The organism is Parasphingorhabdus pacifica (assembly GCF_054779195.1).
Genome location: NZ_BAAGYS010000002.1, coordinates 385,651 through 410,876, shown reverse-complemented (window position 1 = coordinate 410,876; position 25,226 = coordinate 385,651). Strand labels below are relative to the sequence as shown.

Genomic DNA, 25,226 nt, shown 5'->3' with positions numbered 1-25,226 from the left:
GGTGCTCAGCTCACGCCCTCGCGCGCGTCGTCACGCCCCCGGCAGGCGAGTTTGTCGGCGCGCTCGTTCTCCGCGTGACCGCTGTGACCCTTGACCCACTCCCACTCGACCGAGTCGTGGCGTGCGCATTCGGCCTCCAGCCGCTGCCACAGCTCGGCGTTCTTGACCGGCTGCTTGGCGGAGGTCAGCCAGCCGTTGCGCTTCCACCCGGCCAACCACTGCGTGATGCCCTTGAGCACGTAGGTGCTGTCGGTGTGTACGCGAACGAGCGGAACGGGGCGGGTCAGCGCGGCGAGCCCCTCGATGACCGCCGTCAGTTCCATCTTGTTGTTGGTCGTGGCGCGCTCGCCGCCGTGCAATTCCCGCTCGTGGCTGCCGTAGCGCAGCACCACGCCCCAGCCGCCGGGCCCCGGATTGCCGCTGCACGCGCCGTCGGTGAACAGATCGACGTGTTCCTGCCCCAGCTTCGCCACCTGATGCTCCATGCGCAGCAATCTAACCGCTCAGCGGAACGTGGCGAGCACAGCACGGTCCGCGCAGGTACCGGGCATTCACCGAATGTTCCGGCGTCGTGTCACCCGTGGGCCTACTGGACGTCCGATGTGCGGCGATACACCTGCAGCATGTCCGAGTCGCAGCTGCTTGTCAGCACCGCGCCCGCAGGTTCTCCGAACTCGACCGACGCCGCCCACTACTCGTTGCTCGTCACCAGGAACCCCGTGCACGTGCTGGCGGCCCAGCGCCTGCGCTACGAGGTGTTCGCCGGGGAGATGGGCGCCACCGTCCACGGCGCCGGTGTCGACACCGACCCCTTCGACGACCACTGCGATCACCTGATCGTCCGCGACGACCGCAACGGCGACGTCGTCGGCACCTACCGGATGCTCCCGCCGGAGCGCGCCACGGCGGCGGGGAGCCTCTACGCCGAAACCGAGTTCGAACTCGCCGCGCTGGACCCGCTGCGTTCGGCACTGGTCGAGACCGGGCGGTCGTGCGTGCACCCGGAGCACCGCAGCGGCGCGGTCGTCAGCCTGGTGTGGGCCGGCATCGCCCGGTACATGCTCCTCCACGGCCACACCTGGCTGGCCGGATGCGCCTCGGTGCCGCTGGACGACGGCGGCACGCTGGCCGCGCGGGTGCACGAAACGGTGACGGCCAAGCACCTCGCGCCCGAGGAGTTCCGGGTGCGTCCGTACCGCCCGTGGAGTCCGGCACCGGACGTTCGGCCCGAGCGCGGGCCGATGCCCGCGCTACTGAAGGGCTATCTGCGGTTGGGCGCGTGGGTGTGCGGTCCACCCGCGCACGATCCGGACTTCGGGGTGGCGGACTTCTTCGTGTTGCTGGACTTCAGCCGGATCGACCAGCGCTACCTGCGGTTCTTTCTGGGGGAGTCATGACCCACCAGTGGATGCCGACCTCGCCGTGCGGGCCGGGCTGCGTGCAGCGCGTGCCGACGGTGGGCGCGCACCGGGTGGTGCTGCGGCTGAGCAGGGCGGTGTGCGTGCTGCTGCTCGGTACCGGGCTCGCCCTGGTGCTCGCGGTGTTGCCCGCCGACCTCCGGCGACGTCTCGTGCGGGGCTGGTACCGAGCGCTGCTCCGCGCGTTCGACGTGCGCTTCTTCGTGCACGGCGAGGCACGCCTGGCCGAAGGCGGTCTCGCGGTCAGCAACCACGTCTCCTGGCTGGACATCGCCGTGCTGCAGTCGGTGTGGTCGATGCGCCTGCTGGCCAAGTCCGAGGTGCGTTCGTGGCCGCTGGTCGGTGCGCTCGCCGCGCGGGCGGGAACGCTGTTCATCGACCGCGACCGGTTGCGCACGTTGCCGCGGGCGGTCAGCGGGATTGCCGATGCCCTGCGGGAGGGGTCGGTGGTGGGGGTGTTCCCGGAAGGAACGACCTGGTGTGGCCTGTCGTCCGGCCGGTACCGCCCGGCCGTGTTCCAGGCTGCGGTGGACGCCGGTACGCGCGTGCAGCCGGTGGCGTTGCGCTATCGATCCGGCGGTGGGGACCCGACCACGGTCGCCGCGTTCGTCGGGGAGGCGAACCTCATCGAGTCCGTCCTCGAGGTGGCGCGGGCCCGCGACCTGGTCGTCGAGATGTTCCTGCTGGCCGACCTCGACGCGGGTGAGGTGGCGGACCGGCGCGAACTCGCCCGCCGTGTCGAAGCCGCCACCGCCGACGTGGCAGGCGCGAACCTCCCGGCATCCGGGCACCGGGAGGAGCAGCGGCTGGCTGCTTGAGCCCGCGTTTGCGCCCGCGCAGCGAAGCGTTGGGGCCCGCGTTGTCCCGCGATTCCCGGCCGCGACCGGGTTGCGGTCCTGACCTGCGGGTTCGGGAAACGACCGCCGGAACGAAGGCTCATCCGCCTGCTTTATCCTGGCAGGGCGATGACTTATCTCGACCATGCCGCGACCACCCCGATGCGGGCGGAAGCGGTCGCGGTGATGAGCGAGGCGTTGACCGGAATGGGCAACGCCTCCTCACTGCACACCTCGGGCAGGCGGGCGCGTCGCGCGGTGGAGGAATCCCGCGAGACGATCGCGACCGCGCTCGGGGCGCGGCCGTCGGAAGTGCTCTTCACCGCGGGCGGCACCGAGAGCGACAACCTCGCGGTCAAGGGGATCTACTGGGCGCGCAAGGCGGCCGACCCCGCGCGCAGGCGCGTGCTGGCCTCGGCGGTGGAGCACCACGCGGTGCTGGACGCCGTCGAATGGCTCGTGGAGCACGAGGGTGCCGAGGTCACCTGGCTGGAGGTCGACGAGCACGGTCGGGTGCACCCGGAAGTGCTGGAAGCGGCGTTGCGCTCCGCACCCGACGATGTGGCGCTGGCGACCGTGATGTGGGCGAACAACGAGGTCGGGACCGTCAATCCGATCGCGGAACTCACCGCGGTCGCCGAGAGCTACGGCGTTCCGCTGCACACCGACGCGGTGCAGGCGATCGATACCGTTCCGGTGGATTTCGCCGCCTGCGGGGCCTCCGCGTTGACGATGACCGGACACAAGATCGGCGGCCCGTACGGGGTCGGGGTGCTGCTGCTGGCGCGGGACGTCACCTGCACCCCGGTGCTGCACGGTGGCGGCCAGGAGCGCGAAGTACGTTCCGGGACGCTGGACACCCCGGCGGTGCTGGGACTGGCCAGCGCTGTCCGGGAAGCCGTCGAGGTGCGGGACCGGCACGTGCAGGAACTGCTGCGGTTGCGCGCGGACCTGATCGACGGGGTACTGGCCGCGGTTCCGGATGCGGTGCTCAACGGGGATCCGGGCCCGGTCCAGCCCGGCGCCGTACCGGGCAGGCTGCCGGGCAACGTGCACTTCACGTTCCCCGGTTGCGAGGGCGACAGCCTGCTGATGCTGCTGGACGCCAAGGGGATCGAGTGTTCCACCGGTTCCGCGTGCACGGCAGGGGTCGCCGAACCGAGTCATGTGCTGCTGGCGATGGGAGCTGGTGCCGGGTCCGCGCGGGGCTCGCTGCGGTTCTCGCTGGGGCACAACTCGACCCAGGAGGACGTTCAGGCACTCACCGATGCGATCGGGCCGGTGGTGCGACGAGCGCGTGACGCGGGAATGTCCGGGTTGCGCAAGGCTGCTGCGGGGGCCACGGCCGCCCAGACGGAGGTGTGAGGCGTGCGAGTACTGGCAGCCATGAGCGGCGGAGTCGATTCCGCGGTAGCCGCCGCGAGAGCGGTGGAAGCCGGTCACGACGTGACGGGTGTCCATCTGGCGCTGTCGGCCAAGCCCGGCACCCTGCGGACGGGGGCGCGCGGCTGTTGCACGGTCGAGGATTCGCGGGACGCTCGCCGTGCGGCCGACATCCTCGGAATCCCGTTCTACGTGTGGGATTTCGCCGAGCGTTTCACCGAGGAGGTCATCGAGACCTTCGTGGGGGAGTACGCGGCGGGACGCACCCCGAATCCGTGCATGACGTGCAACGAGAAGATCAAGTTCGAGGCGTTGCTGGAAAAGGCGATGGCGCTCGGTTTCGACGCGGTCTGCACCGGCCACTACGCGCAACTGTCCATCGTGGAGGACGTGCCGGTGCTCCGGCGGAGCCGGGACGAGGGCAAGGACCAGTCTTACGTGCTCGCGTCGCTGACCACCGAGCAGCTGCGGCACTCGATGTTCCCGCTCGGCGGATCGCTGAAGTCGGAAGTGCGCGACGAGGCGTCCGAACGCGATTTGGCCGTGGCGCAGAAGCCGGACAGCCACGACATCTGCTTCATTCCCGACGGTGACACCAAGAAGTTCCTGGAATCCAAGCTCGGGCAGAGTCCCGGCGAGCTGGTCGACGACGAGACCGGTGACGTGCTCGGTGAGCACACCGGCGTGCACGGGTTCACCGTGGGGCAGCGCAAGGGCCTGGGCATCGACGCGCCCGCGGCCGACGGCCGCCCGCGCTACGTGCTCTCGCTCGAACCGGTCTCGGGCACGGTCAAGGTCGGTTCCGCCGAACGCCTCGGTGTCACCGAGATCGAGGCGAAACGTCCGATCTGGCCGTCCGGGGAGCCGCTGGACGGACCGACGGAGTGCGTGATCCAGGTGCGCGCGCACGGCGGCAACGCTGATGCCGTCGCCGAGGCCGTCCCCGACGGCATCCGCGTGCGCCTCCGCGATCCGTTGCAAGGGGTGGCACCCGGTCAGGCGATCGTGCTGTACCGGCCGGAGGCCGAGGGCGATCTGGTGCTGGGCAGCGGGTTGATCGCGGCCACCGGCCAGTAGGAACCCTCCGCGCGTGGTTCTCAGCGTGGTTCTCAAATCGTTGCGTCGGGGGCCTTCTGAGCGGCGAGTCGCTCGGCGATCTGGTCGACGATCGCCTCGGCCTGCGCGTTGTTGTCCTCACCGAGTGCCGCCCTCACGGACTCCTGCACGACAGGCCCGACGACCTCGGCGATGACCGGCCGCAACGCCGTGGCGATCTCGTCCGGATCGGTGGTGTTGCCCGCCTGCATCCGCGCGACCAGACCGAGGATCTGGTTGGTCCACGACGCCGAGTCCTTGATCATGTCGAAGACATTGCTCTTGTTCTGATCGCCCGGGATGCGCGAGGGCACCGAACCCGGCACGACGGCGGGGAAGTGCATGTCGTTGAGCTTGCGCATCACCTCGACCATGAACGACTCGACGGTCTGGGTGTTTCCGAAGCTGTCGGTGAACGGCGTGTCCAGTGCCATGCTTTCGATCCCTCCGGGTGCTGCGGTGCTGTCGATCAGGTGGGCGAGTTCGGCGCGGGTGCCGCGGAAGGCGTTCGCGTCGACCGGGGTGTGCCCCGCGACCGTCGCCGAGGACGTGAACTGCAGGACGGCTACCGGAAGGCCGCCGTATCCACCCCAGTGCTGGGCATACCAATCGGCGTTGCGTTCGTAGATCTCGCTCGCGTAGCCGCCCTCGTTGTTGGCGTACCGCGAGTACCACAGCGGCGGCAGGCCGCGGAGGTCCGGTGAACCGATCTGCTGCCAGTACCACTGGGGCAGGTACAGCAGCGGCGACCGGTATCCGGCGTCGACGAGCCGCCGGATGATGTCGCGGGACAGGTCGGGATGGCCGCCGTTGGCTTCCACGTCGAGGATGACGGGGACGTCGACCGGAACGACGTTTCTGATGTGGGCGGCCTGCGCGGCGGCGGAGGAATCACCGCGCTGGTAGTGGTAGGCGGCGGTGATGAGCCCGGCGGCACGCGCGTCACCGAGGTTTCGCCCGAACATGCTGTCGACGAACGAACTTCCCTCGGTGGCCTTGAGGAAGGCGTAGTGGAAACCTTCGCGGGCCGTGCGGTGCAGGTCGAACGCACCTTGGTGGTGGGAGATGTCGATGCCGTAGAGCACTGCTGGCCTCACCCCTGGCTTCTGTTGCACACGCTGCGGAGATCGCTCTCTGTGATTAGCACGTTGCGGTGCGTCCTGTCGAGAAGCGTTCGGGTGGTACATGTTTTCCCCGGTTTTTGTGGCACGAGCCACGGCGATCCGGTACCACGGTAGAACGGGATCTTGTCCGCGAGCACTACGCGAGCAATTCCTGGGGGAGCACGTATCGCTGCTTCGTGAGCGGGGGGTCGCTCGACAGACAGACAGTGGAGTAGTGCGCATGACGAGACCGTCGAAGCAGTTTCCGTCCGGGTGGCTCGCGGTGACCTTGCTCGGCGTTTTCGTTGGCACGGCACTGCTTCTCGGACTGCAGGACCGGGGTGCCCAGATCGCCGGCGTGCTGAGCCTGGCCGTCGCCGTGCTCGCTCTCCTCATCGCCAACGCAGGCGGCGGGCAACGCCTGCCCTTGGTCTTGACCAAGGGCAGGCGGCGGGCAACGCCTGCCCTTGGTCAAGACGATGGGTATCGCGATCGGCATTGTCACGCTGATCGCGGGGGTGTACGTGTTGTACCTGAACTACCGCAGCATCGACCTCACGGAGGAGGCCTCCGTCGAACCCGCCACGCTGGCTGTGGGGGAGCAGGCCGAGGTGAATCTCGGGGGGGGATCCGAAGGGCCGACAGAATCTGGAGGTCGGTTTCCATATCACCGACCCCGAGGAGCGGGCGGGATTTCAGTTCTGTGCCCCTGTCATGTCGCTGGAGGTCTCGGGGATCAGGGAAGAGTCGATCACGCTGGAAGCAGGTGAGTCGAAAGAGGTCGAAATCGACCCCAACCTGGCGAGCAATCCGATTACCGTGCGGTTGAAAGCCGAACCGCTATGTACCGGGGCGGTCGTGAACGTCGCCGTGGCCACTGCGGTGCTGAGCAAATGAGAGGAAGTCCCGTGCTGTTCCGCAGCGTTCTTGTTTGCCGACATGGTGGTTGCAAGCTATTCGATCAATTCTGATCGCGAGGACGAGGTGGATTTCATCGGGCCCTACGCCGTCACCTCGCAGGGCGTGATGGTGCGGAGGGGCGACGACAGAATCCGGAGAACAGAGCACCTCGACGGCAGAACGGTTTGCACCGCGGGCGGGACGACCTCGCTCGAGCAGCTTGAGGAGATCGCGGGCATCATCCCCCTCGGGAGAAAGGACTTCTCCCAGTGCGTGGATGAGTTGCGCAACGGCGTTGCTGATGCGATCTCGACCGATCAGATGATCCTGTACGGGTTCGTGCAGAAGTACCCCGAGTTCAAGTTGGTTCCCGGGATCAAGATGGACGCGCCGAACCTATACGGCGTCGCCATCCCCGAGGGACAGCCGGAGGACTGCGCCAAGATCAAGAACGTGAGCAAGGAGTTCGTCACCTCGTCGGAATGGTCGACGCTCTTCGAACAGCACCTGGAGTCGATCCCGACCCCCGAGAACTACAAACCCGACCCGGGGCTGATCGACAAGTATTCCTGCAATCCCGATACTCCTGGCGACGCCGAGGGCTGAGGCGCGTTGCCCCGGCCGGAACGCTCTGGTGTCGGCAGCAACGCCCGGTTAGTGTCGTGCGCTCACTGCGACGAAGGAGTGTCCATGAGCGATATCCGGGCCAGCACGGTCTCCGACGTGCTGCGGCGTAGTGCCGCACGAGTTCCCGACCGCGTCGCGTTGCGGTTCGCCGACAGCGCGGGCAACGAGCGCGCGTGGACCTACGCCGAACTCGACGCGGCTGTCACCAGGGCGGCGGGGATGCTCCTCGCGGAAGGTGCCGCCACCGGCGACCGGATCGCGGCCTATGGCAAGAACTCCGACGCCTACCTGATCGGCTTCCTCGCCTGCGCGCGCGCCGGACTGGTGCACGTGCCGATCAACTACAACCTCACCGGTGGCGAACTCACCTACCTGCTCGACCAGTCCGGGTCCACGATCGCGCTCGTGGACCCGGCAATGACCGAGCACATCGCCGAGGTGCGGGCCGAAACCCCGGTCCGGCGGTTGATCCCGCTGCGCGACGCGGCGGGGTCGTTGCTGGCGGGTGCACTGGACGGGCCGGTCCCGGAGCTGGCAGCGGAGGTCGCCGACGGCGATCTCGTCCAGCTGCTCTACACCTCCGGAACCACCTCGCGGCCCAAGGGCGCGATGATGACCCATCGCGCGCTGCTGCACGAGTACCTCTCGTGCGTGGTGGGGCTGGATTTCGAAGCCGATGACGATCCGCTGCACGCGATGCCGCTGTACCACTCGGCGCAGATGCACGTGTTCCTGATGCCGCACTTGATGATCGGTTCCACCAATCGCCTGGTGGAAGCCCCCGACCCGCTCGACATCCTGCGGCGGATCGAGAACGAGCGGATCGGTGCGTTCTTCGCCGCACCCACCGTGTGGGTGGCGTTGGCCAACCACGACGAGTTCGGCCCGCGCGATCTGAGCTCGCTGCGCAAGGCCTACTACGGCGCATCGATCATGCCGGGACCGGTCCTGCAGCGGTTGCGGGAGAGCCTGCCGGAGCTGGGCTTCTACAACTGCTTCGGACAGTCCGAAATCGCGCCACTGGCCACCGTTATACGACCGGAGGAGCACGCCGACCGTCCCGATTCGGCGGGTCTTCCGGCGCTGTTCGTGGAGGCGAAGGTCGTCGACGACCGGGGAGAGGAAGTGCCCGCCGGCGAGTTGGGCGAGATCGTCTACCGGTCACCGCAGCTGTGCACCGGTTACTGGGACAAGCCGGAGGACACCGCAGAAGCGTTCCGGGACGGCTGGTTCCATTCGGGCGATCTGGTGCGGCGCGACGAGGGCGGTTTCTTCTACGTCGTCGACCGGATCAAGGACGTGATCAACACCGGTGGCGTGCTGGTGGCGTCCCGAGAAGTGGAGGACGCCCTCTACAGCCACCCGGCGGTGGCCGAGGTCGCGGTGATCGCCGTGCCCGACGACAAGTGGATCGAGAGCATCGCGGCGGTCGTGGTCGCACGGTCCGAAGTGGACGAGTCCGGACTGCTCGAGCACGCGCGCGGCGAGCTTGCCGGGTTCAAGATGCCCAAGCGGATCCGGTTCGTCGACGACCTCCCGCGCAACAGCGCGGGCAAGTTGTTGAAACGGGTGCTGCGGGAAGAGTTCACCGCCTGATCCGCTCGGGCAACGGGGCGACGTGCCGCGCACCCCGCCCCGTCGGGTGAGTGTGCCCGAATCCCGGACAATGGTGGCGTGAGCAACGCAGCGTGGACCTCCGCGACCGCCACCGCCGTCGGATCGATGCCGGGCGACGACCCGTTGGAGGCGGCCCGTCTCGTCGTCGGCGAACTGCCGAGGCTGGTTCCGATCCCGGAACTGCCCCGCCGGGGTGTTGGCGCCGACATGCTCGGGCGCACCGCCGGAATGCTGGTCGACATCGCCGTCGAGGTCGTGCCCTCCGGGTATCGGGTCGCGTCCCGGCCGGGGAGGGACCAGCGCCGCGCACGCGACCTGCTGCGCTGGGACACCGACGCGATCGAGCAGGCGGTCGGTGAGGCCGGCGCACCCGAGGCCGTGAAGGTGCAGGCGGCCGGACCGTGGTCACTCGCGGCCGGTATCGAACTCGAACGAGGTCACCGCGTGCTGACCGACCGCGGGGCGTTGCGGGACTTCACCGAATCACTGACCGAAGGATTGCTCGCGCACGCGGACGAAGTCTCGGCCCGGACCGGCGCGCGGGTCGTCATCCAGCTCGACGAGCCCACGCTGCCCGCGGTGCTCCGGGGGGCGCTGCCGACGCCGTCCGGCTACGGCAAGGTTCCCGCCGTGCCCGAGCCGGAGGTGCGGCGGCTGCTGTCCGAGACCATCGACCGGCTGTCCTCGGCGACCGGGGCGTCGGTCGCGGTGCACTGCTGCGCGCCCCGCCCGCCGGTCGAGCTGCTACGGCAGTCCGGGGCCGGGGTCGTCTCGTTGGACGCGACCGGGCTGGGTGAGGTATCCGGGGCGCTTGCCGACGAGCTCGGCGAGGCGTGGCAGGAGGGCGTGGTGCTGCTGCTGGGCCTGGTCCCGGGCGTGCGACCGGCCGTGGAACCGGGGCTGCGTGATCTCGCCGTGCCCGCGTTCGCCCTGGCCAAACGATTGGGGTTCCATCACCGGGTGCTGTCGGGGGCGAGCGTGCCGACCCCGTCGTGCGGACTGGCCGGGGCCTCCCCGGATTGGGCGAAGCGGGCGATCGAGTTGACCGGTGAGCTCGGACGGATGTTCGCCGAGGAAGCCGAGGAGTGATCACCGTCCCGGCTGGGCGACTCGGTGGGTTCAGGTTTCGCCGAGTCGGCGCGCGTACCGAGGGCGAGGCGGCACAATGGTGCCCATGCTGAATTTCCTGCGGCGCCGCCGCGCGGAGAAGAACGCCGGGCAACCGGAGGCCACCGGGGAGATCGACGTCGAGCGGGACGCCGCCGTCCGGGCCGCCACGTTCTGGCGGCGCTGGGACGAGTTCCTGCCCGAGGTGGGCGCTGCACTCGGCGACAGCATGCCGCAGCGCGTCGACCACCAGCTCTCGCAGATGTTTGCCGGGGTGCACCCGGAGCTGAAGTTCTCGATCGAACGCGGCGAGACCGCGGTCTACGCGCTGGTCCTCACCGCCCAGGCGGACCCGGAACTGCGGCCCTACACCGATGCGTGGATCGCCGCGGCCCCGAAGCCCGACACCTTGTTCGAGTACCACGACTCGATCCCCGCGGTGCCGGACCCGACGGAGGTGACGGTCAACCTGCGCGGGGAGCAGTACCCGTTGGCGGAGGTCCGGTTGGCCCCGCAGGTGGATTCCGGGGCGGGGCTGGTCGACGTCGCCGTGTACCACCCGGGATTCGACGGTCTGGAGGACGCGGCGCAGCAGGCGTTGACCTTCCTGCCGTTGGACGCCGCGCTCGGCGAGCGGCTGGCGGCCGATCGCATCGGCAGGGTGGAGACGGCCGTGCGGGAACCGCAGGGCTCGATCGACCTGCTGGAGTTCCGGGAGCTGGTCCGGCGCCTCGACCGGGGAGATGACCCGGACTCGGCAACCGACGTCCCGGACTCGGCAGCCGCGCAGCAGGACTCGCCGGAACAGGAGTCCGGATCCGACGGCCCGGACTCGCCGGAGCGGAACGCCGACGAGCGGCGTTCCGCGGGGCAGGACGTTGCGGGAGAGGACTCGTCGGGACAGGAACCGACGGATCGGGGCGGGGCCTGAAGCTCCTTCCCGGAGAGGCGATGTGCGCGAGTGTCGGGATGGCTCGTTAGGCTCGGGACGTGACCAGCGAGGACTCCGCCGGGCAGGACCGGCACGCCGCGACCGATCGGGACGACGCCCGCATGGGTGACGAGGCGCTCGATCAGGAAATGCGGGACCCGGCGGCGGCGCAGCAGGCCGAAGGCGTCGAGGACGTTCCGGCCGAGGTGCGCGAACACTACGCGAACCTGGTGGACGAGGTCCGCGGCCACCAGTTCCGCTACTACGTGCTGGATTCGCCCACGATCTCCGACGGCGAGTTCGACCGGATGTTCGCCGACCTGCAGCGGCTGGAATCCGAGCATCCCGCGTTGCGGGGCGCGGATTCGCCGACGCAGGCCGTCGGCGGGACCTTCTCCACCGAATTCACCGCGGTGAACCACCTCGAGCGCATGCTCAGTCTCGACAACGCGTTCGACACCGAGGAACTCGGTGCGTGGGTGGATCGGGTCGAGCGCGAGGTGGGGTCGTCCGCGCACTACCTGTGCGAGCTGAAGATCGACGGGTTGGCGATCAACCTGCTCTACCGGAACGGCGTGCTGGAGCGAGCGTTGACGCGGGGCGATGGCCGCACCGGCGAGGACGTGACGCTCAACGTCCGCACCATGAACGAGGTTCCCGAACAACTCGACGGCAGCGGCGAATACCCGGTGCCGGAGCTGGTGGAGATCCGCGGTGAGGTGTTCTTCCGGGTAGACGAGTTCGCCGAGCTGAACGCGGCACTGGTAGAGGCGGGCAAGCCCCCGTTCGCGAACCCGCGCAACGCGGCGGCCGGTTCGCTGCGGCAGAAGGACCCCAGGGTGACTCGTACCCGGCCGCTGCGGTTGATCTGCCACGGGCTCGGCAGGCGGGAGGGTTTCGAGCCGAACCGGCAGTCGGAGTCGTACGCGGCTCTGCGGGCCTGGGGCTTGCCGGTGTCCGAGCACACCGCGGTGCTGTCCGGTGTGGACGAAGTGCTCGATCACGTGCGCTACTGGGGAAAGAACCGCAACTCCGCCGAGCACGAGATCGACGGCATCGTGGTCAAGGTCGACGAAGTGCCCCTGCAGCGCAGGCTCGGCACCACCTCGCGTGCCCCGCGCTGGTCCATCGCCTACAAGTACGCACCGGAACAGGCCAACACCACGCTGCTCGACATCCAGGTCAACGTGGGGCGGACCGGCCGGGTCACGCCGTTCGCGGTGATGGAGCCGGTCAAGGTCGCCGGTTCGACGGTATCCATGGCGACATTGCACAACTCCGACGAGGTGCGCCGCAAGGGCGTGCTGATCGGTGATCGCGTGGTGATCCGCAAGGCGGGTGACGTGATTCCCGAGGTCCTCGGGCCGGTCGTCGACACCCGGGACGGCAGCGAACGCGAGTTCGTCATGCCCACCCAGTGCCCGGAGTGCGGCGCGGAGCTGTATCGGCAGAAGGAGGGCGACGTCGACCAGCGTTGCCCCAACGCGCGGTCCTGCCCCGGCCAGCGGCGGGAACGGCTGTTCCACCTGGCCAGCCGGAAGGTCTTCGACATCGAGGTGCTCGGGTACGAGGCCGCATCCGCGTTGCTGTCGGCGGGCGTGGTCTACGACGAGGGCGACATCTTCTCGCTGGACGAGGAGAAGCTGCTCGGGACCGCGTTGTTCCGCACCAAGGACGGGGCGTTGTCGGCCAACGGCCGGAAGCTGCTGAACAACCTGGAAACGGCCAAGCAGAAGCCGTTGTGGCGGGTCCTGGTCGGGCTCTCGATCCGGCACGTCGGTCCCACTGCCGCGCAGGCGCTGGCCAGGGAGTTCGGTTCGCTGGACAAGATCGAGTCGGCGGGCGAGGAAGAGCTCGCCGCGATCGACGGCGTCGGGCCGACGATCGCTACGGCGGTGCGCGAGTGGTTCGGCGTCGAGTGGCACCGCGAGGTGGTGCGCAAGTGGCGCGAGGCCGGGGTTCGGATGGCCGATGAACGCGACGAATCGGTGCCGCGAAACCTGGTCGGACTGTCCATCGTGGTCACCGGTTCGCTGCCGACGTTTTCCCGGGACGAGGCCAAGGAATACATCATGGCCCGTGGTGGCCGAGCGGCCGGTTCCGTGTCGAAGAAGACAGCCTTCGTCGTCGCCGGGGACGCTCCGGGGTCGAAGTACGACAAGGCCGTGCAGCTGGGGGTTCCGGTGCTCGACGAGAACGGTTTCCGGGTGCTGCTCGAACAAGGCCCCGAAGCCGCTGTCGACGCGGCACTGCCCGCGGAGTGAGGCGAGCATGGCGATGATTCGGGCCGCGAGGCCGGAAGAGTTCGAAGCCGTCGGGGAGCTGACGGCGCACGCCTACCTCGAAGGCGGGCACATCTCCGAGACCTCCGACTACGGGCAGGTGTTGCGGGATGCGGGCCACCGGGCAGCCAACGCCGAACTGCTCGTGTGCGTCGACGGGGACAAGGTGCTCGGTTCGGTCACCGTCGCCCGCCACGGTGACCGGTACGCCGACATAGCCGGCCCCGGTGAGCTGGAGTTCCGGATGTTGGCGGTCGCCCCGGAAGCGGCTGGTCGCGGTGTCGGCCGCGAACTGGTACGTGCGGTGCTCGACCGGGCCCGTGCGGAGGGCCTGGACCGCGTCGTGCTGAGCAGCCAGGAGTCGATGACCATCGCCCACCGGCTCTACGAGAGCCTGGGCTTCCGTCGGGCCGTCGATCGGGACTGGCAGCCCGTGCCAGGCCTGCAACTGATCGCTTACACCCTCGAACCGGTGTGACCGGGCCGCCGGGAGTCGTCGAGGACGATCGATCCGGCGGGTCAGTCGTCGAGGACGACGGAGACGATCCCGGCGAGGTGGGCGAGCCGGGCGACCTCGGCGGCGCGGAACATCGGCCCGCCGGGACGGCCGGCCAGCAGCACCCGGTCGGGTTTGCCGATGGGAGTCGCGGCCAGCTCGGTGCCCAGTTCCTGCCAGGTCTCGGGCACCCAGCCCTCGTCCCCGTCGAGGATGGTGGCGCGCGGTAGCGGCAGCCAGGGGAGCTCAAGGTAGCCCTGCTGCGGGGCGGAGCCGCTGGCGGCGAGCTGTTCGGCCCCGCCGGAGTGATGGCCGAACACGATCGCCCACCCGGAACGGATGATTTTCGGTACACCTTCGGCGAAGATCTGCAGCCCGTGGCTGGGCTCGGCGGCGATCTCCTCGACGAGTTCCAGCTCGCGGTGGGTGTCCAGCACGCCCGAGTAGGGGCGTACCGCGTCGACCTCGACTCCGTCGATGGATTCGGCGGCGGTGATCAGGCCGTCGGGCAGTCGGCCGGAGGGCATCTCGACGACCAGGTCGTCGATGGCGACGTCATTGCCGCGCTCGACGACGTCGACGCTGAGAATGTCGGCCCCGATCTCACCCAGTGCGGTGGCGACCGCTCCGAGAATTCCCGGACGGTCCGGTATCTGCACCCGGATCAGGAAGGACACCGGATCTTGCCTCCAGCTTCGTGCGCGGCACCTTGCCGTCCGCGCTCCTCGCGGCGCACTACCGCGCCCGGTGGGCGACATGCGCCGAGCAGGCCGGGGAAATTGTGGCAGACACAGCAGTCTATTCGTGAGGCCACCGTCAGTGTAGGGATTGCGCATCACGACTCGGACGCGTTGTCCGCACCGGCGGGCACGCCCCCTCCACGGGAGTCGCCCCGGGCCCGCAATAGACTGGGGGAAACCCGTGATACCGGACATGACCAGGGAGCCTTCGCAGTGTCCAAGATCTCCCGTGACGAGGTGGAGCACCTCGCCGGCCTGGCCAGACTGGCCGTTACCGAGCAGGAACTGAACACCTTCGCAGGCCAGCTGGACCAGATCTTGGAAGCGGTGGCCAAGGTCGGGCAGGTCGCCGCGGACGACATCCCACCGACCTCCCACGCGGTACCCGTGACGAACGTCTTCCGCGAGGACGTGGTCCGCCAGGGGTTGACCCGGGAGCAGGCGCTCGGCGGTGCGCCCGCAGCGGAAGAGGACCGTTTCCGCGTGCCGCGGATTCTCAGCGAGGAGGCGTGATGACGACGACCGCATCGGGCGAGGGCTCGGCGGTGACCCGGCTGACCGCCGCCGGGATCGCCGAGAAGCTGCAGGCGGGCGAGGTGACGGCCGTCGAGGTGACGCAGGCGCACCTGGACCGCATCGCCGCCGCCGAACCGGCCGTGAATTCGTTCCTGCACCTCGACGCGGACGGCGCGTTGGCCGCCGCCCGCAAGGCGGACGAGGATCGTGCCGCGGGCCGGGCTGCGTCGCCGCTGGCGGGTGTTCCGCTGGGGCTCAAGGACGTCTTCACCACCAATGACATGCCGACGACCTGTGGCTCGAAGATGCTGGAGGGGTGGCAGCCGCCGTACGACGCGACCGTGACCCGCAGGCTGCGCGAAGCGGGCGTGGTGATCCTCGGCAAGACGAACATGGACGAGTTCGCGATGGGCTCGTCGACGGAGAACTCCGCCTACGGGCCGACCCGCAACCCGTGGGACACCGACCGCATCCCGGGCGGTTCCGGGGGCGGTTCCGCGGCGGCACTGGCGGCCTTCGAGGCGCCCTTGGCGATCGGGACGGACACCGGCGGCTCCATCCGTCAGCCCGGTGCGGTGACGGGCACGGTGGGTGTGAAGCCGACCTACGGCGGTGTGTCCCGCTACGGCCTCGTCGCCTTCTCCTCGTCGTTGGACCAGCCGGGCCCGTGCGGCAGGACGGTGCTGGACGCCGCGCTGCTGCACGAGGTGATCGCGGGTCACGACCCGATGGATTCCACCTCGATCGACGCGGAGGCCCCCCAGGTGGTGGCCGCGGCTCGAGAGGGCGCCGCCGGTGACCTGACCGGCGTTCGCGTGGGCGTGGTCCGCGAACTCGGCGGCGAGGGCTACCAGGCGGGCGTGCAGCGCGCGTTCCAGGCGTCCGTCGCCCAGCTCGAGGCGTTGGGCGCGGAGGTCGTCGAGGTCTCCTGCCCGCACTTCGACTACGCGCTCGGGGCCTACTACCTGATCGCGCCGAGCGAATGCTCGTCGAACCTGGCACGGTTCGATGCGATGCGTTACGGGATCCGGGTCGGCGACGACGGCGAGCGGAGTGCCGAGGAGGTCATGTCGATGACCCGCGAGGCCGGATTCGGCCCCGAGGTCAAGCGGCGGATCATGCTGGGCACCTACGCGCTGTCGTCGGGTTACTACGACGCGTACTACGGCCAGGCGCAGAAGGTGCGGACGTTGATCACCCGCGACTTCGCCAGCGCGTTCGAGCAGGTCGACGTGCTGGTCTCGCCGACGACGCCGACAACCGCGTTCCGGATCGGCGAGCGGGCGGACGACCCGATGGCGATGTACCTCGCCGACCTGTGCACGATCCCGTCCAACCTGGCGGGCAACGCGGCCATGAGTGTCCCGTGTGGACTGTCCGACGAGGACGGAATGCCGGTGGGGCTGCAGATCATGGCCCCGGCATTGGCCGACGACCGGCTCTACCGGGTCGGCGCTGCCTACGAGGCAGCCCGCGACGCCGCCGACGGCGGCAGCCTGCTCGACCGTGTTCCTCAGCTGGAGGTGGCGTGATGAGTCCGAAGATGAAAGCAGTGTTCCAGCTCGTTTCGGCGGCATCGGCGGTCTTCGGACTGCGCGCGAGCTTCCGGGACGCCCGGCGGAACGACGACAAGCTGGCGCTGGCCGACTCGATCTTCACCGCGCTCGGCCTGATCACCGGTACCGCGCTGGCCGTGCGCGCCCTGCGCAAGGGGGAGGACAAGTGACCGCCGTCGCCGAGATCATGGACTACGACGAGGTCCTCGAGCGGTTCGACCCGGTGCTGGGCCTCGAGGTGCACGTCGAGCTGTCCACGGCAACGAAGATGTTCTGCGGCTGCGCGAACGCCTTCGGTTCCGACCCCAACACTCGGGTCTGCCCGGTGTGCCTGGGCATGCCCGGTGCGCTTCCGGTGGTCAACGGTAAGGCCGTGGAGTCGGCGATCCGTATCGGTCTGGCGCTGAACTGCCAGGTCGCGGAATGGTGCAGGTTCGCCCGGAAGAATTACTTCTACCCGGACATGCCGAAGAATTTCCAGACTTCGCAGTACGACGAGCCGATCGTGTTCGACGGGTACCTCGACGTCGTACTCGACGACGGCGAGACGTTCCGGGTCGAGATCGAGCGCGCGCACATGGAGGAGGACACCGGCAAGTCGCTGCACGTCGGTGGCTCCACCGGGCGCATCCACGGCGCGGAGCACTCGCTGCTGGACTACAACCGCGCGGGCGTGCCGCTGATCGAGATCGTCACCAAGCCGATCGAGGGTGCCGGTGACCGGGCTCCCGAGGTGGCGCGTGCCTACGTCTCGGCGCTCCGCGACCTGCTGCGGTCGATGGAGGTCTCCGATGTGCGGATGGACCAGGGCTCGTTGCGTTGCGACGCGAACGTGTCGCTGAAGCCGAAGGACGCCGACGAGTACGGCACCCGCACGGAGACGAAGAACGTCAACTCGCTGCGCAGCATCGAACGCGCGGTGCGCTTCGAGATGCGCAGGCACGCGGCGGTGCTCACCGGCGGCGGAAGCATCGTGCAGGAGACCCGGCACTTCGACGAGTCGACGGGGTCCACCCAGGCGGGCCGCCCGAAGGAGACCTCGGAGGACTACCGCTACTTCCCGGAGCCCGACCTCGTGCCCATCGCCCCCTCCAAGGAGTGGGTCGAGGAACTGGGCAAGACCCTGCCCGAGCTGCCGTGGGAGCGGCGCAAGCGGGTTCAGGAGAACTGGCAGCTCTCCGACGAGGAGCTGCGCGACCTGGTCAACGCGGGTGCGCTGGACCTGATCGCCGCCACCGTCGACGCGGGTGCCACGCCGGATGAGGCGCGGTCCTGGTGGGTGGCCTATCTTTCGCAGCAGGCCAACACGCGCGGTGTCGAGCTCGCGGAGCTGCCGATCACGCCGAAGCAGGTGGCGCGGGTGGTCGCGATGGTCAACGAGGGCAAGCTGACCAACAAGCTCGCGCGGCAGGTCGTCGACGGGGTGCTCGAGGACGAGGGCGAACCGGACGACGTCGTGGCCGCGCAGGGTCTGGAGGTCGTTTCCGACGACTCCGCGCTGCAGGCGGCGATCGACGAGGCGCTCGCCGCGCAGCCGGACGTGGCGGACAAGATCCGTGGCGGCAAGGTGCAGGCAGCGGGGGCGGTCGTCGGCGCGGTCATGAAGGCCACGAAGGGCCAGGCCGACGCCAAGCGCGTCCGCGAACTGGTGTTGGCGGCCTGCGGCCAGTAGCTGCCGGTCACCCGGGGCGTGTCGGTTTCGCGAGAAATCGCGCGTCCCGGGAGGCGCCGGTTGGCGGGCGGTCAGTCCGGCTCGCCGTGTTCGCCGAACCAGCGGGCGAGCTTTCCGCGCCTGCTGATCGCGCGCAGGCGCCGTTCGGCCGCTTCGCGCTTGGCTGCGGTGGTGACGATGAGCAGCTCGTCCCCGGAGAGCAGCCGGGTTTCCGGTTGTGGGACGAAGGTGTGCCCATTCCGGATGATCAACGTGATCACCGCCGGATCGGGCAGCCGGAGTTCGATGACCATCACGTAGTGCAGACCCGAGCCGTCCGGGACCTCGAAGGTGAGCAGTTCGGCGTCGAGCACGTCCAGCGGCGCGGATTCGACCTGGATCTCGAAGGCGAGGTCCGAACGGATCAGACCGAGCCCGCGAACCAGCGGTCCCAGACTGGGGCCCTGCACGAGGGTGAAGATCACCACCAGCACGAAGACGATGTTCAGCAGGCGGTCGCTCCCCGGCACGCCTTGCACGGCGGGGAACGTGGCCAGCACGATCGGCACCGCCCCGCGAAGCCCGGCCCAGGACAGGAACGCCTGCTCGCGCCACGGAATCCGGAACCCCGCCATCGAGAGCACCACCGAGACCGGTCTGGCCACCAGCAGCAGGACGAGTCCGGTGACCAGCGCGGGAACCAGTTCACGGAGCAACTCGTGGGGTGCAACCAGCAGACCGAGCAGCACGAACAGGGCGATCTGCGCGAGCCAGCCGAGTCCTTCGGCGAACGACCTGGTCGCCGCCCGGTGCGGCACCCCGGAGTTGGCCAGCACGACTCCGGCGATGTAGGCAGCGAGGAACCCGCTGGCCTGTGCCGATCCTGCCGCCGCGAAGGCGACCATGCCCAGGCCGAAGGTGGCCAGCGGATACAGGCCCGAAGCTGGTAGCGCGAAACGCCGCAACGCCACCGCGCCGAGCCTGCCCAGGACCAGCCCGATGAGTGCACCACCCGTGAGCTGGTAGAGCAGGTTCGCCGCCGTGGACACCGGGTCGAGCAGCAGCGGTGTGGTGCTGAACAGCATCACCAGGATGACCGTCGGGGCGTCGTTGAAGCCCGACTCGGCCTCCAGCAACCCGGCCAGCCGCCGCGGCACCGGCAGCGTGCGCAGCACGGAGAACACGGCGGCCGCATCCGTCGAGGAGACGATGGCGCCGAGCAGAAGCGCGAGCTGCCAGTCGAGCCCGAGCAGCAGATGGGTCCCCGCGGCGGTCACCAGCACGCTGGCCACGACGCCGAGCGTGGCCAGTGCGGTAGTCGGCCACAATCGCGGCCGGACCTCCGACCACTTGGTGGTGAGACCGCCTTCGACCAGGATGATCGCCAGCGCCGCCGTGCAGAGGTTCTGCGCGAGCCGGGCGTCGTCGAACTGGAGCCCGATACCGTCTTCGCCGAGTACCACTCCGACGACGAGGAACATCAGCAGGCTCGGCAACCCGAGACGGGTCGCGAACTGGGCGGCGATCACACCGGCGAGCAGCACGAGACCACCGGCGAGCATCGCCACGTACAACTGCTGCAAGCTCATCGAATCCCCGAGCGGTCCGGCCTGGGAGTACGAGTGCACCACGTGTCGTGGCTTCTCGTCGGTCACACCGCACGAAGGTGTGTGCGGCGCGGAGTCGATGTCACTCCTTGCCCGCGGCTCCGCTGGTCGGCGGTTCGATGCGCAGGGCGCGGTCGTCACTGGGTACGGGGTCGCCGCCGGCCTTGTTGGTGGTGCCCAGCCACAGCATGCCGTCCCGGCCGAGCGCCGCGGCGGAGAACTTGCCGTAGGTGTTCTCCAGGACCTTGGTCGGCTCGCCGGTGAACGCGCCGTCCGGCGTCGGATGCATGGTGTAGAGCGCCGAAGCGTCGTTGAGGGCCACGATCACCGTTGCCGGGCCCGCCGCGCAGCCGGTGACGCCCGGGCGGTCGGCCCAGGTCCAGGCGGGAGACCCGAGCGGACTGCCGGGTTCGACCCGGAACAGCGCGTCCTGCGAACGACCACGGTCCGTCACCCAGTAGCTGCCGGTCTCCGGGCTGGCGCAAAGTCCGCCGGGTGAGGTCAGACCGGAGGCCACGATCGGCGAGGACGGGTCGGGGTTGTCCGGCGCCGGATCGCCGAAGCCGTTGATGCGCAGGACCTTGCCCGCCAGCGAGGTGGGGTCGGCGGCGGCGGTGGGCGAGCCCGCGTTGCCGGTTGCCACCAGCAGCGCATCCCCGCCGTCGTCGAGCAGCGCGCCCGCGTTGCCGGAACCACCCTTGGGGATACCGGTCAGGACGGGTTTCGGCCGGTCACCCGGAGCGATCCGGACGACCTGGTTGCCGTCGGGGGCGGTGACGTAGGCGTAGACGAGTTCGTCCTCGTGGTAGCTCGGGGACAGCGCCAGACCTGTCAGGCCGCCACCACCCGTCGCGTCCACGGGGAGCCGTGCGAACTCGACGGGGTCGGCATCGGGCCGCACCAGCAGCACCCGCCCGGTGGCTCGTTCACCCACCAGCGCACTCCGGCCGTCGGGAAGTGGTGCGACCGCCCCCACCGGATCGAGGCAGGCGGCCACCACAGCGGGGTCGGGGTCGTGGCAGCCTTCGGGAGGCTCCGGGTCCTGCGGTGTTCCGGTTTCGGGGGGTGGCTGTTCGCCCTCGATCGACGGTTGCGGCGCGGTCTGCGGTTCCAGCGACGGCTGGTCCTGCCAGGCGTTCGGGTGTTCGTCGGGGAACTGCGCGCAGCCAGTCAGCAGTGCCCCGACCGCGACGGTCGCGGTCAGCAGGAAGCGAGGCCGACCGAGTGGGTGGTTGCGCGAGGTGACTGCCACGGTGTCCGAGGTTATCCGCTCGGTGGTGAACGGTGGGTGAGACCTGCCCCGGTCGCGAGGGCCATCCGGCCGTGGCGCCGGGCGAATCGCCGTTGTTTCGTCTCGGACCCGTAACTCGGCGGGGCCGTTTTTGGGAGAACGGGTCGCACACCGCAATGACCATGGCTTAGCCTTCTCGGCCGTGAGAACTCACGATGATCGCCCCGGAGGCGAGGGCGGCTACCCCGATGACCGCAACTTCGGCGGGACTTCCTCGGCCGGGGCCGGGTCGCAGGGCCCCGCTGGTCTCGACGGGTACGACTACTACGACGATGACGCCGGCTACAGCGACGGCGAGGGCACGTCCCTGATCCGTGGCCGGTCCGACGACTACTACGAGGAACTGGAGCGGGAGAGCAAGCAGCTCCGCTGGAACGCCGGTGCCGACCTCGGGCTGCTGGTCCTGCGACTGGCGCTGGGCGGATTGTTCATCGTCCACGGTGCGCAGAAGCTGTTCGGAGCGTTCGGCGGGCCGGGGCCGGACGGGTTCGCGCAGGCGCTGAGCCGGATGGGATTCCGCGAGAGCGCGGTGCTCTCGCTGGTCACCGGTGGTACGGAGCTGGGCGCGGGTGCGCTGTTGGTGCTGGGCCTGTTCACGCCGCTGGCCGCGGCGGGACTGCTCGGCGTCATGGCCAGCGCGGTCGTGACGAAGCTCGACTCGGGGTTCTTCGCGGCCCAGGGCGGCTTCGAGTTCGAGGCTGTGCTCGGCGTCGCCGCGCTCGCGCTGATGTTCACCGGACCGGGACGGGTCGCGCTGGACAAGGGGCGTTCCTGGTTCCGGCATCCGCTGGTGAGCGGATTCGTGGCGTTGCTGATCGCGGCCGGCTCGTCGGCGGCCGTGCTGTTGCTGCTGCGCTGACCCGTTGAACGTGGTGCGGGGGCGGGTTCCGTCGGGAACCCGCCCCCGCTCTTGTCGTGCGGTGCTCTCGTACTGCGGTGCTCTCGTACTGCGGTCGACTCCGCTTACTTGTCGACGTCGCGCACGGCGCCGTAGGACGCGGAGGTGGCCAGTCGAGCGTAGGCGCGCAACGCCGAGGTGACGGTGCGTTCCCGGCCGATGGGCTGCCACGGGTGCTCGGCGGCGTCCATCTTGGCTCGCCGTTCGGCCAGCACTTCGTCGTCTACGAGCAGCCGGAGCGCGCGTTCCCGGACGTCGATGAGGATCTCGTCGCCGTCTTCGACGAGTCCGATCGCGCCGCCGTTGGCCGCTTCCGGCGAGATGTGGCCGATGGAGAGCCCGGAGGAACCGCCGGAGAACCGGCCGTCGGTGATCAGCGCGCACTTCTTGCCGAGACCGGATCCTTTCAGGAACGCGGTCGGGTGCAGCATCTCCTGCATGCCCGGGCCACCGGCGGGACCCTCGTAACGGATCACCAGAACCTCGCCGGGCTGGATCTCGCGTTTGAGGATGGCCGAAACGGCCTGTTCCTGGCTCTCCAGGACGCGTGCCGGGCCGCGGAAGTGCCACAGCTCCTCTTCGACGCCCGCGGTCTTGACCACGGCGCCGTCCTCGGCGATGTTGCCGCGCAGAACCGCGAGCCCGCCGTCGGAGGTGTGGGCGTTGGCGACATCGCGAATGCAGCCGTTCACGCCATCGGTGTCCAAAGAGGACCACCGGTTCTCGGTGGAGAAGGCCTGAGTGGTGCGCACGCCCCCGGGTGCGGCGTGGAACACCTCGAGTGCCTCGGCCGAGGGGGACTCGCCTCGGATGTCCCAAGTGGACAACCAGTCGGGGAGGCTCGGGCTGTGCACGGATGCGACATCGCGGTGCAGCATCCCCGCCCGGTCCAGTTCGCCGAGGATAGCGGTGATTCCGCCCGCCCGGTGCACGTCCTCCATGTGGTAGTTGGAGTTCGGGGCCACCTTGGCCAGGCACGGAACCCGGCTGCTGATGTCCTCGATGTCCTCCAGCGCGAAGTCGATCTCGCCTTCTTGGGCGGCGGCGAGGGTGTGCAGGACCGTGTTCGTGGAGCCGCCCATCGCCATGTCCAGGGCCATCGCGTTCTCGAACGCCTCCTTGCTGGCCACCGATCGGGGCAGCACGGATTCGTCGTCCTCGACGTACCAGCGCTTGGCGATCCGCACGACCGTGCGGCCGGCCTCCTCGAACAGCGCGCGGCGCTTCGCGTGGGTGGCCAGGGTGGAGCCGTTGCCCGGCAGGGCCAGCCCCAGCGCTTCGGTGAGGCAGTTCATGGAGTTGGCGGTGAACATGCCGGAGCAGGACCCGCAAGTGGGGCACGCGGACCGCTCGACCTCGTCGAGCCCGGCATCGTCCACTTCGGAACTGGCGGAGGCGGAGATGGTGGTGATCAGGTCGGTGGGGGCCTGCGCGACACCGTCGACCACGACCGCTTTACCCGCCTCCATCGGCCCTCCGGAGACGAAGACGGTGGGAACGTTCAGCCGCATGGCGGCGTTGAGCATCCCCGGGGTGATCTTGTCGCAGTTGGAGATGCACACCAGCGCGTCGGCCTGGTGCGCGTTGACCATGTATTCCACCGAGTCGGCGATGATCTCGCGGGAAGGCAGCGAGTAGAGCATCCCGCTGTGCCCCATCGCGATGCCGTCATCGACCGCGATCGTGTGAAATTCGCGCGGTACGCCGCCTGCTTCGCGGATCTGTTCCGCGACCACGTCACCGAGGTCCCGGAGGTGCACGTGTCCGGGAACGAACTGGGTGTAGGAGTTGGCGATCGCCACGATCGGCTTGCCGAAGTCGTCATCGGTCATGCCGGTGGCCCGCCACAGCGACCGGGCACCTGCCGCGTTGCGGCCGTGCGTGGTGGTTCGGGAGCGCAGCTGGGGCATAGCTTTCATCTCGGTTCGTGAAGTCTGCCGGGGATCGAACCGATCCGCCGAGGCAGGGACGTGCGGCACCTTGTGGGTGCGCGAGCGGTCGCGGTGAACGCGAGATTACTCCGGCCCCGCGAGCGGGTGACGACTGGTCGGCCCCGGTCGCGGTGAAAGCGGGCCGGTCACCGCTGGTCGCGGCCGTCCTCGGTGGTCTTCGCCGAACCGGTCTCGGTGTCCTGCCCGGTCTCGGTGGGCTGCTCGGTCTCGGTTTCTGGTCCGGTCTCGGTGTCCGGCTCGATCCCGGCAGCCTGCGGGGCGTCGGTGGCCTGCTCGGTGGGCCGGTCCTGCTCCGAGGTGGCTGTCGGGTCCGGGATCAGGCCACCGCTCATCGCGGCGACCCGCGGCAGGTCCCGGACGCGGACGGCAGGCAGCAGGATCTCCTGTCCGGAATCGAGCACCGCGCGCAGCCAACGGCGCTCGTTGAGGCGAATCCGCCGGACGTCCTGCCAATCGATCTCCCTCGTCCGCAGCAGCATGCGGGAGGTGATCCGGTCCGGGGTGACCACGGTCTTGAGCCGGAGGATCCAGTAGGCCAAGCCCACGGGAAGCAGGAACAGCATGAGCAGCGCCGGATGTGCGAACGCCAACGGGGTGACGCAGACCGCGATCGCGAGCACCGCGAGCAACGCGGTCGGCAGGATCCGGAAGGTCAGCGACTCCGGGAGCGCGCGCTCGTCGGAGTGCCCGTCGCCGGACTGCTCGTCTTCGGGGCGCTTGTCTTCGGGGTGCTCGCCGTCGGAGTGCGCACGATCGGGGTTCGCACGGTCGGGGCGCTCGCCCCCGGGGTGCTCGTCACGGGACTGGTCGGGTTCGGAAACAGGCTCGCTCACGTTGCCGATGTTCTCACTAGAGCCGGTCGCAGCCTCACACGGTGGGGTTTTGCCGTTCCGACCGTGGCTTGAACCCGTTCTCGTGGCCGAGAGGTGCACCACATGACCACGACGTCCGTGCCCGGCGAGTGAAAAGGTGAAGTCCACGATGCGGGAAAGCCATCCCGCATAGTTTGACGTTGTGGACCTGATGCGATTACTGTCGACCACATGCTGCGACTGCACGACCTTCTCGTAATTCCCCGGCGCGTCGACGCCTGAGGAATTTCGCAGCGACGACGCGCCAACCCTCGTACGGTCCCGTGTGACCGGCGGGGGTTTTTTCGTGCCCGGCCCACTTACCGACCACGAGGCAGAACCGATGACCAGCGCCAGTACCAGGCAGAA

24 protein-coding genes are annotated in these 25,226 nt (G+C 69.2%); 16 read left to right on the top strand and 8 right to left on the bottom strand.

What is annotated here, in order from left to right; translation table 11 throughout:
• Window positions 1-5 precede the first annotated feature (5 nt).
• Window positions 6-485, bottom strand: a complete 480-nt coding sequence (rnhA, locus tag ACYVAN_RS01890) for a ribonuclease HI (RefSeq protein WP_460954896.1) — start codon at window positions 483-485, stop codon at window positions 6-8.
• A 138-nt stretch (window positions 486-623) separates the two neighbouring features.
• On the opposite strand from rnhA, the gene ACYVAN_RS01885 reads away from it, so the two are divergent.
• From ACYVAN_RS01885 to mnmA, 4 genes are all read left to right on the top strand, one after another.
• Complete coding sequence (locus ACYVAN_RS01885; RefSeq protein ID WP_460954894.1) at window positions 624-1,397, top strand: GNAT family N-acetyltransferase; 774 nt, start codon at window positions 624-626, stop codon at window positions 1,395-1,397.
• Window positions 1,394-2,236, top strand: coding sequence for a lysophospholipid acyltransferase family protein (locus ACYVAN_RS01880; RefSeq protein ID WP_460954892.1), 843 nt, complete (start codon window positions 1,394-1,396; stop codon window positions 2,234-2,236). Before ACYVAN_RS01885 ends, ACYVAN_RS01880 begins: the two co-directional genes overlap by 4 nt.
• Window positions 2,237-2,383: 147 nt before the next feature.
• Window positions 2,384-3,619, top strand: a complete 1,236-nt coding sequence (locus ACYVAN_RS01875) for a cysteine desulfurase family protein (protein ID WP_460954890.1) — start codon at window positions 2,384-2,386, stop codon at window positions 3,617-3,619.
• Between the two features lie 3 nt (window positions 3,620-3,622).
• The gene (mnmA, locus tag ACYVAN_RS01870) at window positions 3,623-4,714 is read left to right on the top strand and encodes a tRNA 2-thiouridine(34) synthase MnmA (protein WP_460954888.1); all 1,092 of its coding nucleotides are present in this window, start codon (window positions 3,623-3,625) and stop codon (window positions 4,712-4,714) included.
• Window positions 4,715-4,746: 32 nt separating this feature from the next.
• On the opposite strand, the gene ACYVAN_RS01865 is transcribed toward mnmA, so the two are convergent.
• Both ACYVAN_RS01865 and ACYVAN_RS01860 read right to left on the bottom strand, forming a co-directional pair.
• A complete protein-coding gene (locus tag ACYVAN_RS01865; RefSeq protein ID WP_460954886.1) occupies window positions 4,747-5,829 on the bottom strand; it encodes a glycoside hydrolase family 25 protein in 1,083 nt (360 codons plus the stop codon).
• A gap of 163 nt (window positions 5,830-5,992) precedes the next feature.
• Entirely contained in the window at window positions 5,993-6,334 is a 342-nt protein-coding gene (locus tag ACYVAN_RS01860) for a hypothetical protein (protein ID WP_460954884.1), read from the bottom strand.
• 215 nt (window positions 6,335-6,549) lie between these two features.
• Here ACYVAN_RS01860 and ACYVAN_RS01855 point away from each other — a divergent pair, with 215 nt between their 5' ends.
• From ACYVAN_RS01855 to ACYVAN_RS01825, 7 genes are all read left to right on the top strand, one after another.
• Window positions 6,550-6,732: a hypothetical protein gene (locus ACYVAN_RS01855; protein WP_460954882.1), complete on the top strand. Its 183-nt coding sequence runs from the start codon at window positions 6,550-6,552 to the stop codon at window positions 6,730-6,732.
• A 30-nt stretch (window positions 6,733-6,762) separates the two neighbouring features.
• Window positions 6,763-7,341 carry a transporter substrate-binding domain-containing protein gene (locus tag ACYVAN_RS01850; RefSeq protein WP_460954880.1) on the top strand — a complete coding sequence of 193 codons (579 nt, stop codon included), beginning with the start codon at window positions 6,763-6,765 and terminating at the stop codon, window positions 7,339-7,341.
• Between the two features lie 84 nt (window positions 7,342-7,425).
• Complete coding sequence (locus tag ACYVAN_RS01845) at window positions 7,426-8,958, top strand: fatty acyl-CoA synthetase (protein WP_460954878.1); 1,533 nt, start codon at window positions 7,426-7,428, stop codon at window positions 8,956-8,958.
• A gap of 78 nt (window positions 8,959-9,036) precedes the next feature.
• The gene (locus tag ACYVAN_RS01840; protein WP_460954876.1) at window positions 9,037-10,068 is read left to right on the top strand and encodes a uroporphyrinogen decarboxylase/cobalamine-independent methonine synthase family protein; all 1,032 of its coding nucleotides are present in this window, start codon (window positions 9,037-9,039) and stop codon (window positions 10,066-10,068) included.
• 85 nt (window positions 10,069-10,153) lie between these two features.
• Window positions 10,154-11,017, top strand: a complete 864-nt coding sequence (locus tag ACYVAN_RS01835; RefSeq protein WP_460954874.1) for a hypothetical protein — start codon at window positions 10,154-10,156, stop codon at window positions 11,015-11,017.
• A 59-nt stretch (window positions 11,018-11,076) separates the two neighbouring features.
• Window positions 11,077-13,281, top strand: coding sequence for an NAD-dependent DNA ligase LigA (gene ligA / locus ACYVAN_RS01830; protein WP_460954872.1), 2,205 nt, complete (start codon window positions 11,077-11,079; stop codon window positions 13,279-13,281).
• A 7-nt stretch (window positions 13,282-13,288) separates the two neighbouring features.
• Entirely contained in the window at window positions 13,289-13,777 is a 489-nt protein-coding gene (locus ACYVAN_RS01825; protein WP_460954870.1) for a GNAT family N-acetyltransferase, read from the top strand.
• 41 nt (window positions 13,778-13,818) lie between these two features.
• Here ACYVAN_RS01825 and ACYVAN_RS01820 read toward each other — a convergent pair whose 3' ends face one another.
• A complete protein-coding gene (locus tag ACYVAN_RS01820) occupies window positions 13,819-14,472 on the bottom strand; it encodes an ACT domain-containing protein (protein ID WP_460954868.1) in 654 nt (217 codons plus the stop codon).
• Window positions 14,473-14,748: 276 nt separating this feature from the next.
• Between ACYVAN_RS01820 and gatC the strand changes: the two genes are divergently transcribed.
• Genes gatC through gatB form a run of 4 tightly spaced genes read left to right on the top strand, consistent with a single transcriptional unit; the run spans window position 14,749 to window position 18,279 of the window.
• A complete protein-coding gene (gatC, locus tag ACYVAN_RS01815; protein WP_460954866.1) occupies window positions 14,749-15,048 on the top strand; it encodes an Asp-tRNA(Asn)/Glu-tRNA(Gln) amidotransferase subunit GatC in 300 nt (99 codons plus the stop codon).
• A complete protein-coding gene (gene gatA / locus ACYVAN_RS01810; RefSeq protein ID WP_460954864.1) occupies window positions 15,048-16,583 on the top strand; it encodes an Asp-tRNA(Asn)/Glu-tRNA(Gln) amidotransferase subunit GatA in 1,536 nt (511 codons plus the stop codon). Before gatC ends, gatA begins: the two co-directional genes overlap by 1 nt.
• Window positions 16,583-16,777, top strand: coding sequence for a hypothetical protein (locus tag ACYVAN_RS01805; RefSeq protein WP_460954862.1), 195 nt, complete (start codon window positions 16,583-16,585; stop codon window positions 16,775-16,777). Before gatA ends, ACYVAN_RS01805 begins: the two co-directional genes overlap by 1 nt.
• Entirely contained in the window at window positions 16,774-18,279 is a 1,506-nt protein-coding gene (gene gatB / locus ACYVAN_RS01800) for an Asp-tRNA(Asn)/Glu-tRNA(Gln) amidotransferase subunit GatB (protein ID WP_460954860.1), read from the top strand. Before ACYVAN_RS01805 ends, gatB begins: the two co-directional genes overlap by 4 nt.
• 71 nt (window positions 18,280-18,350) lie before the next feature.
• Here gatB and ACYVAN_RS01795 read toward each other — a convergent pair whose 3' ends face one another.
• Both ACYVAN_RS01795 and ACYVAN_RS01790 read right to left on the bottom strand, forming a co-directional pair.
• The gene (locus ACYVAN_RS01795; protein ID WP_460954858.1) at window positions 18,351-19,913 is read right to left on the bottom strand and encodes a potassium/proton antiporter; all 1,563 of its coding nucleotides are present in this window, start codon (window positions 19,911-19,913) and stop codon (window positions 18,351-18,353) included.
• Between the two features lie 34 nt (window positions 19,914-19,947).
• The gene (locus ACYVAN_RS01790; protein ID WP_460954856.1) at window positions 19,948-21,117 is read right to left on the bottom strand and encodes a PQQ-dependent sugar dehydrogenase; all 1,170 of its coding nucleotides are present in this window, start codon (window positions 21,115-21,117) and stop codon (window positions 19,948-19,950) included.
• A gap of 181 nt (window positions 21,118-21,298) precedes the next feature.
• Between ACYVAN_RS01790 and ACYVAN_RS01785 the strand changes: the two genes are divergently transcribed.
• Complete coding sequence (locus ACYVAN_RS01785) at window positions 21,299-22,015, top strand: DoxX family protein (protein ID WP_460954854.1); 717 nt, start codon at window positions 21,299-21,301, stop codon at window positions 22,013-22,015.
• A gap of 104 nt (window positions 22,016-22,119) precedes the next feature.
• On the opposite strand, the gene ilvD is transcribed toward ACYVAN_RS01785, so the two are convergent.
• Entirely contained in the window at window positions 22,120-23,964 is a 1,845-nt protein-coding gene (gene ilvD, locus ACYVAN_RS01780) for a dihydroxy-acid dehydratase (protein ID WP_460955267.1), read from the bottom strand.
• A gap of 167 nt (window positions 23,965-24,131) precedes the next feature.
• Window positions 24,132-24,839 (bottom strand): PH domain-containing protein, encoded by a 708-nt coding sequence (locus ACYVAN_RS01775; RefSeq protein WP_460954852.1) that lies wholly within the window; start codon window positions 24,837-24,839, stop codon window positions 24,132-24,134.
• Window positions 24,840-25,226 lie beyond the last annotated feature (387 nt).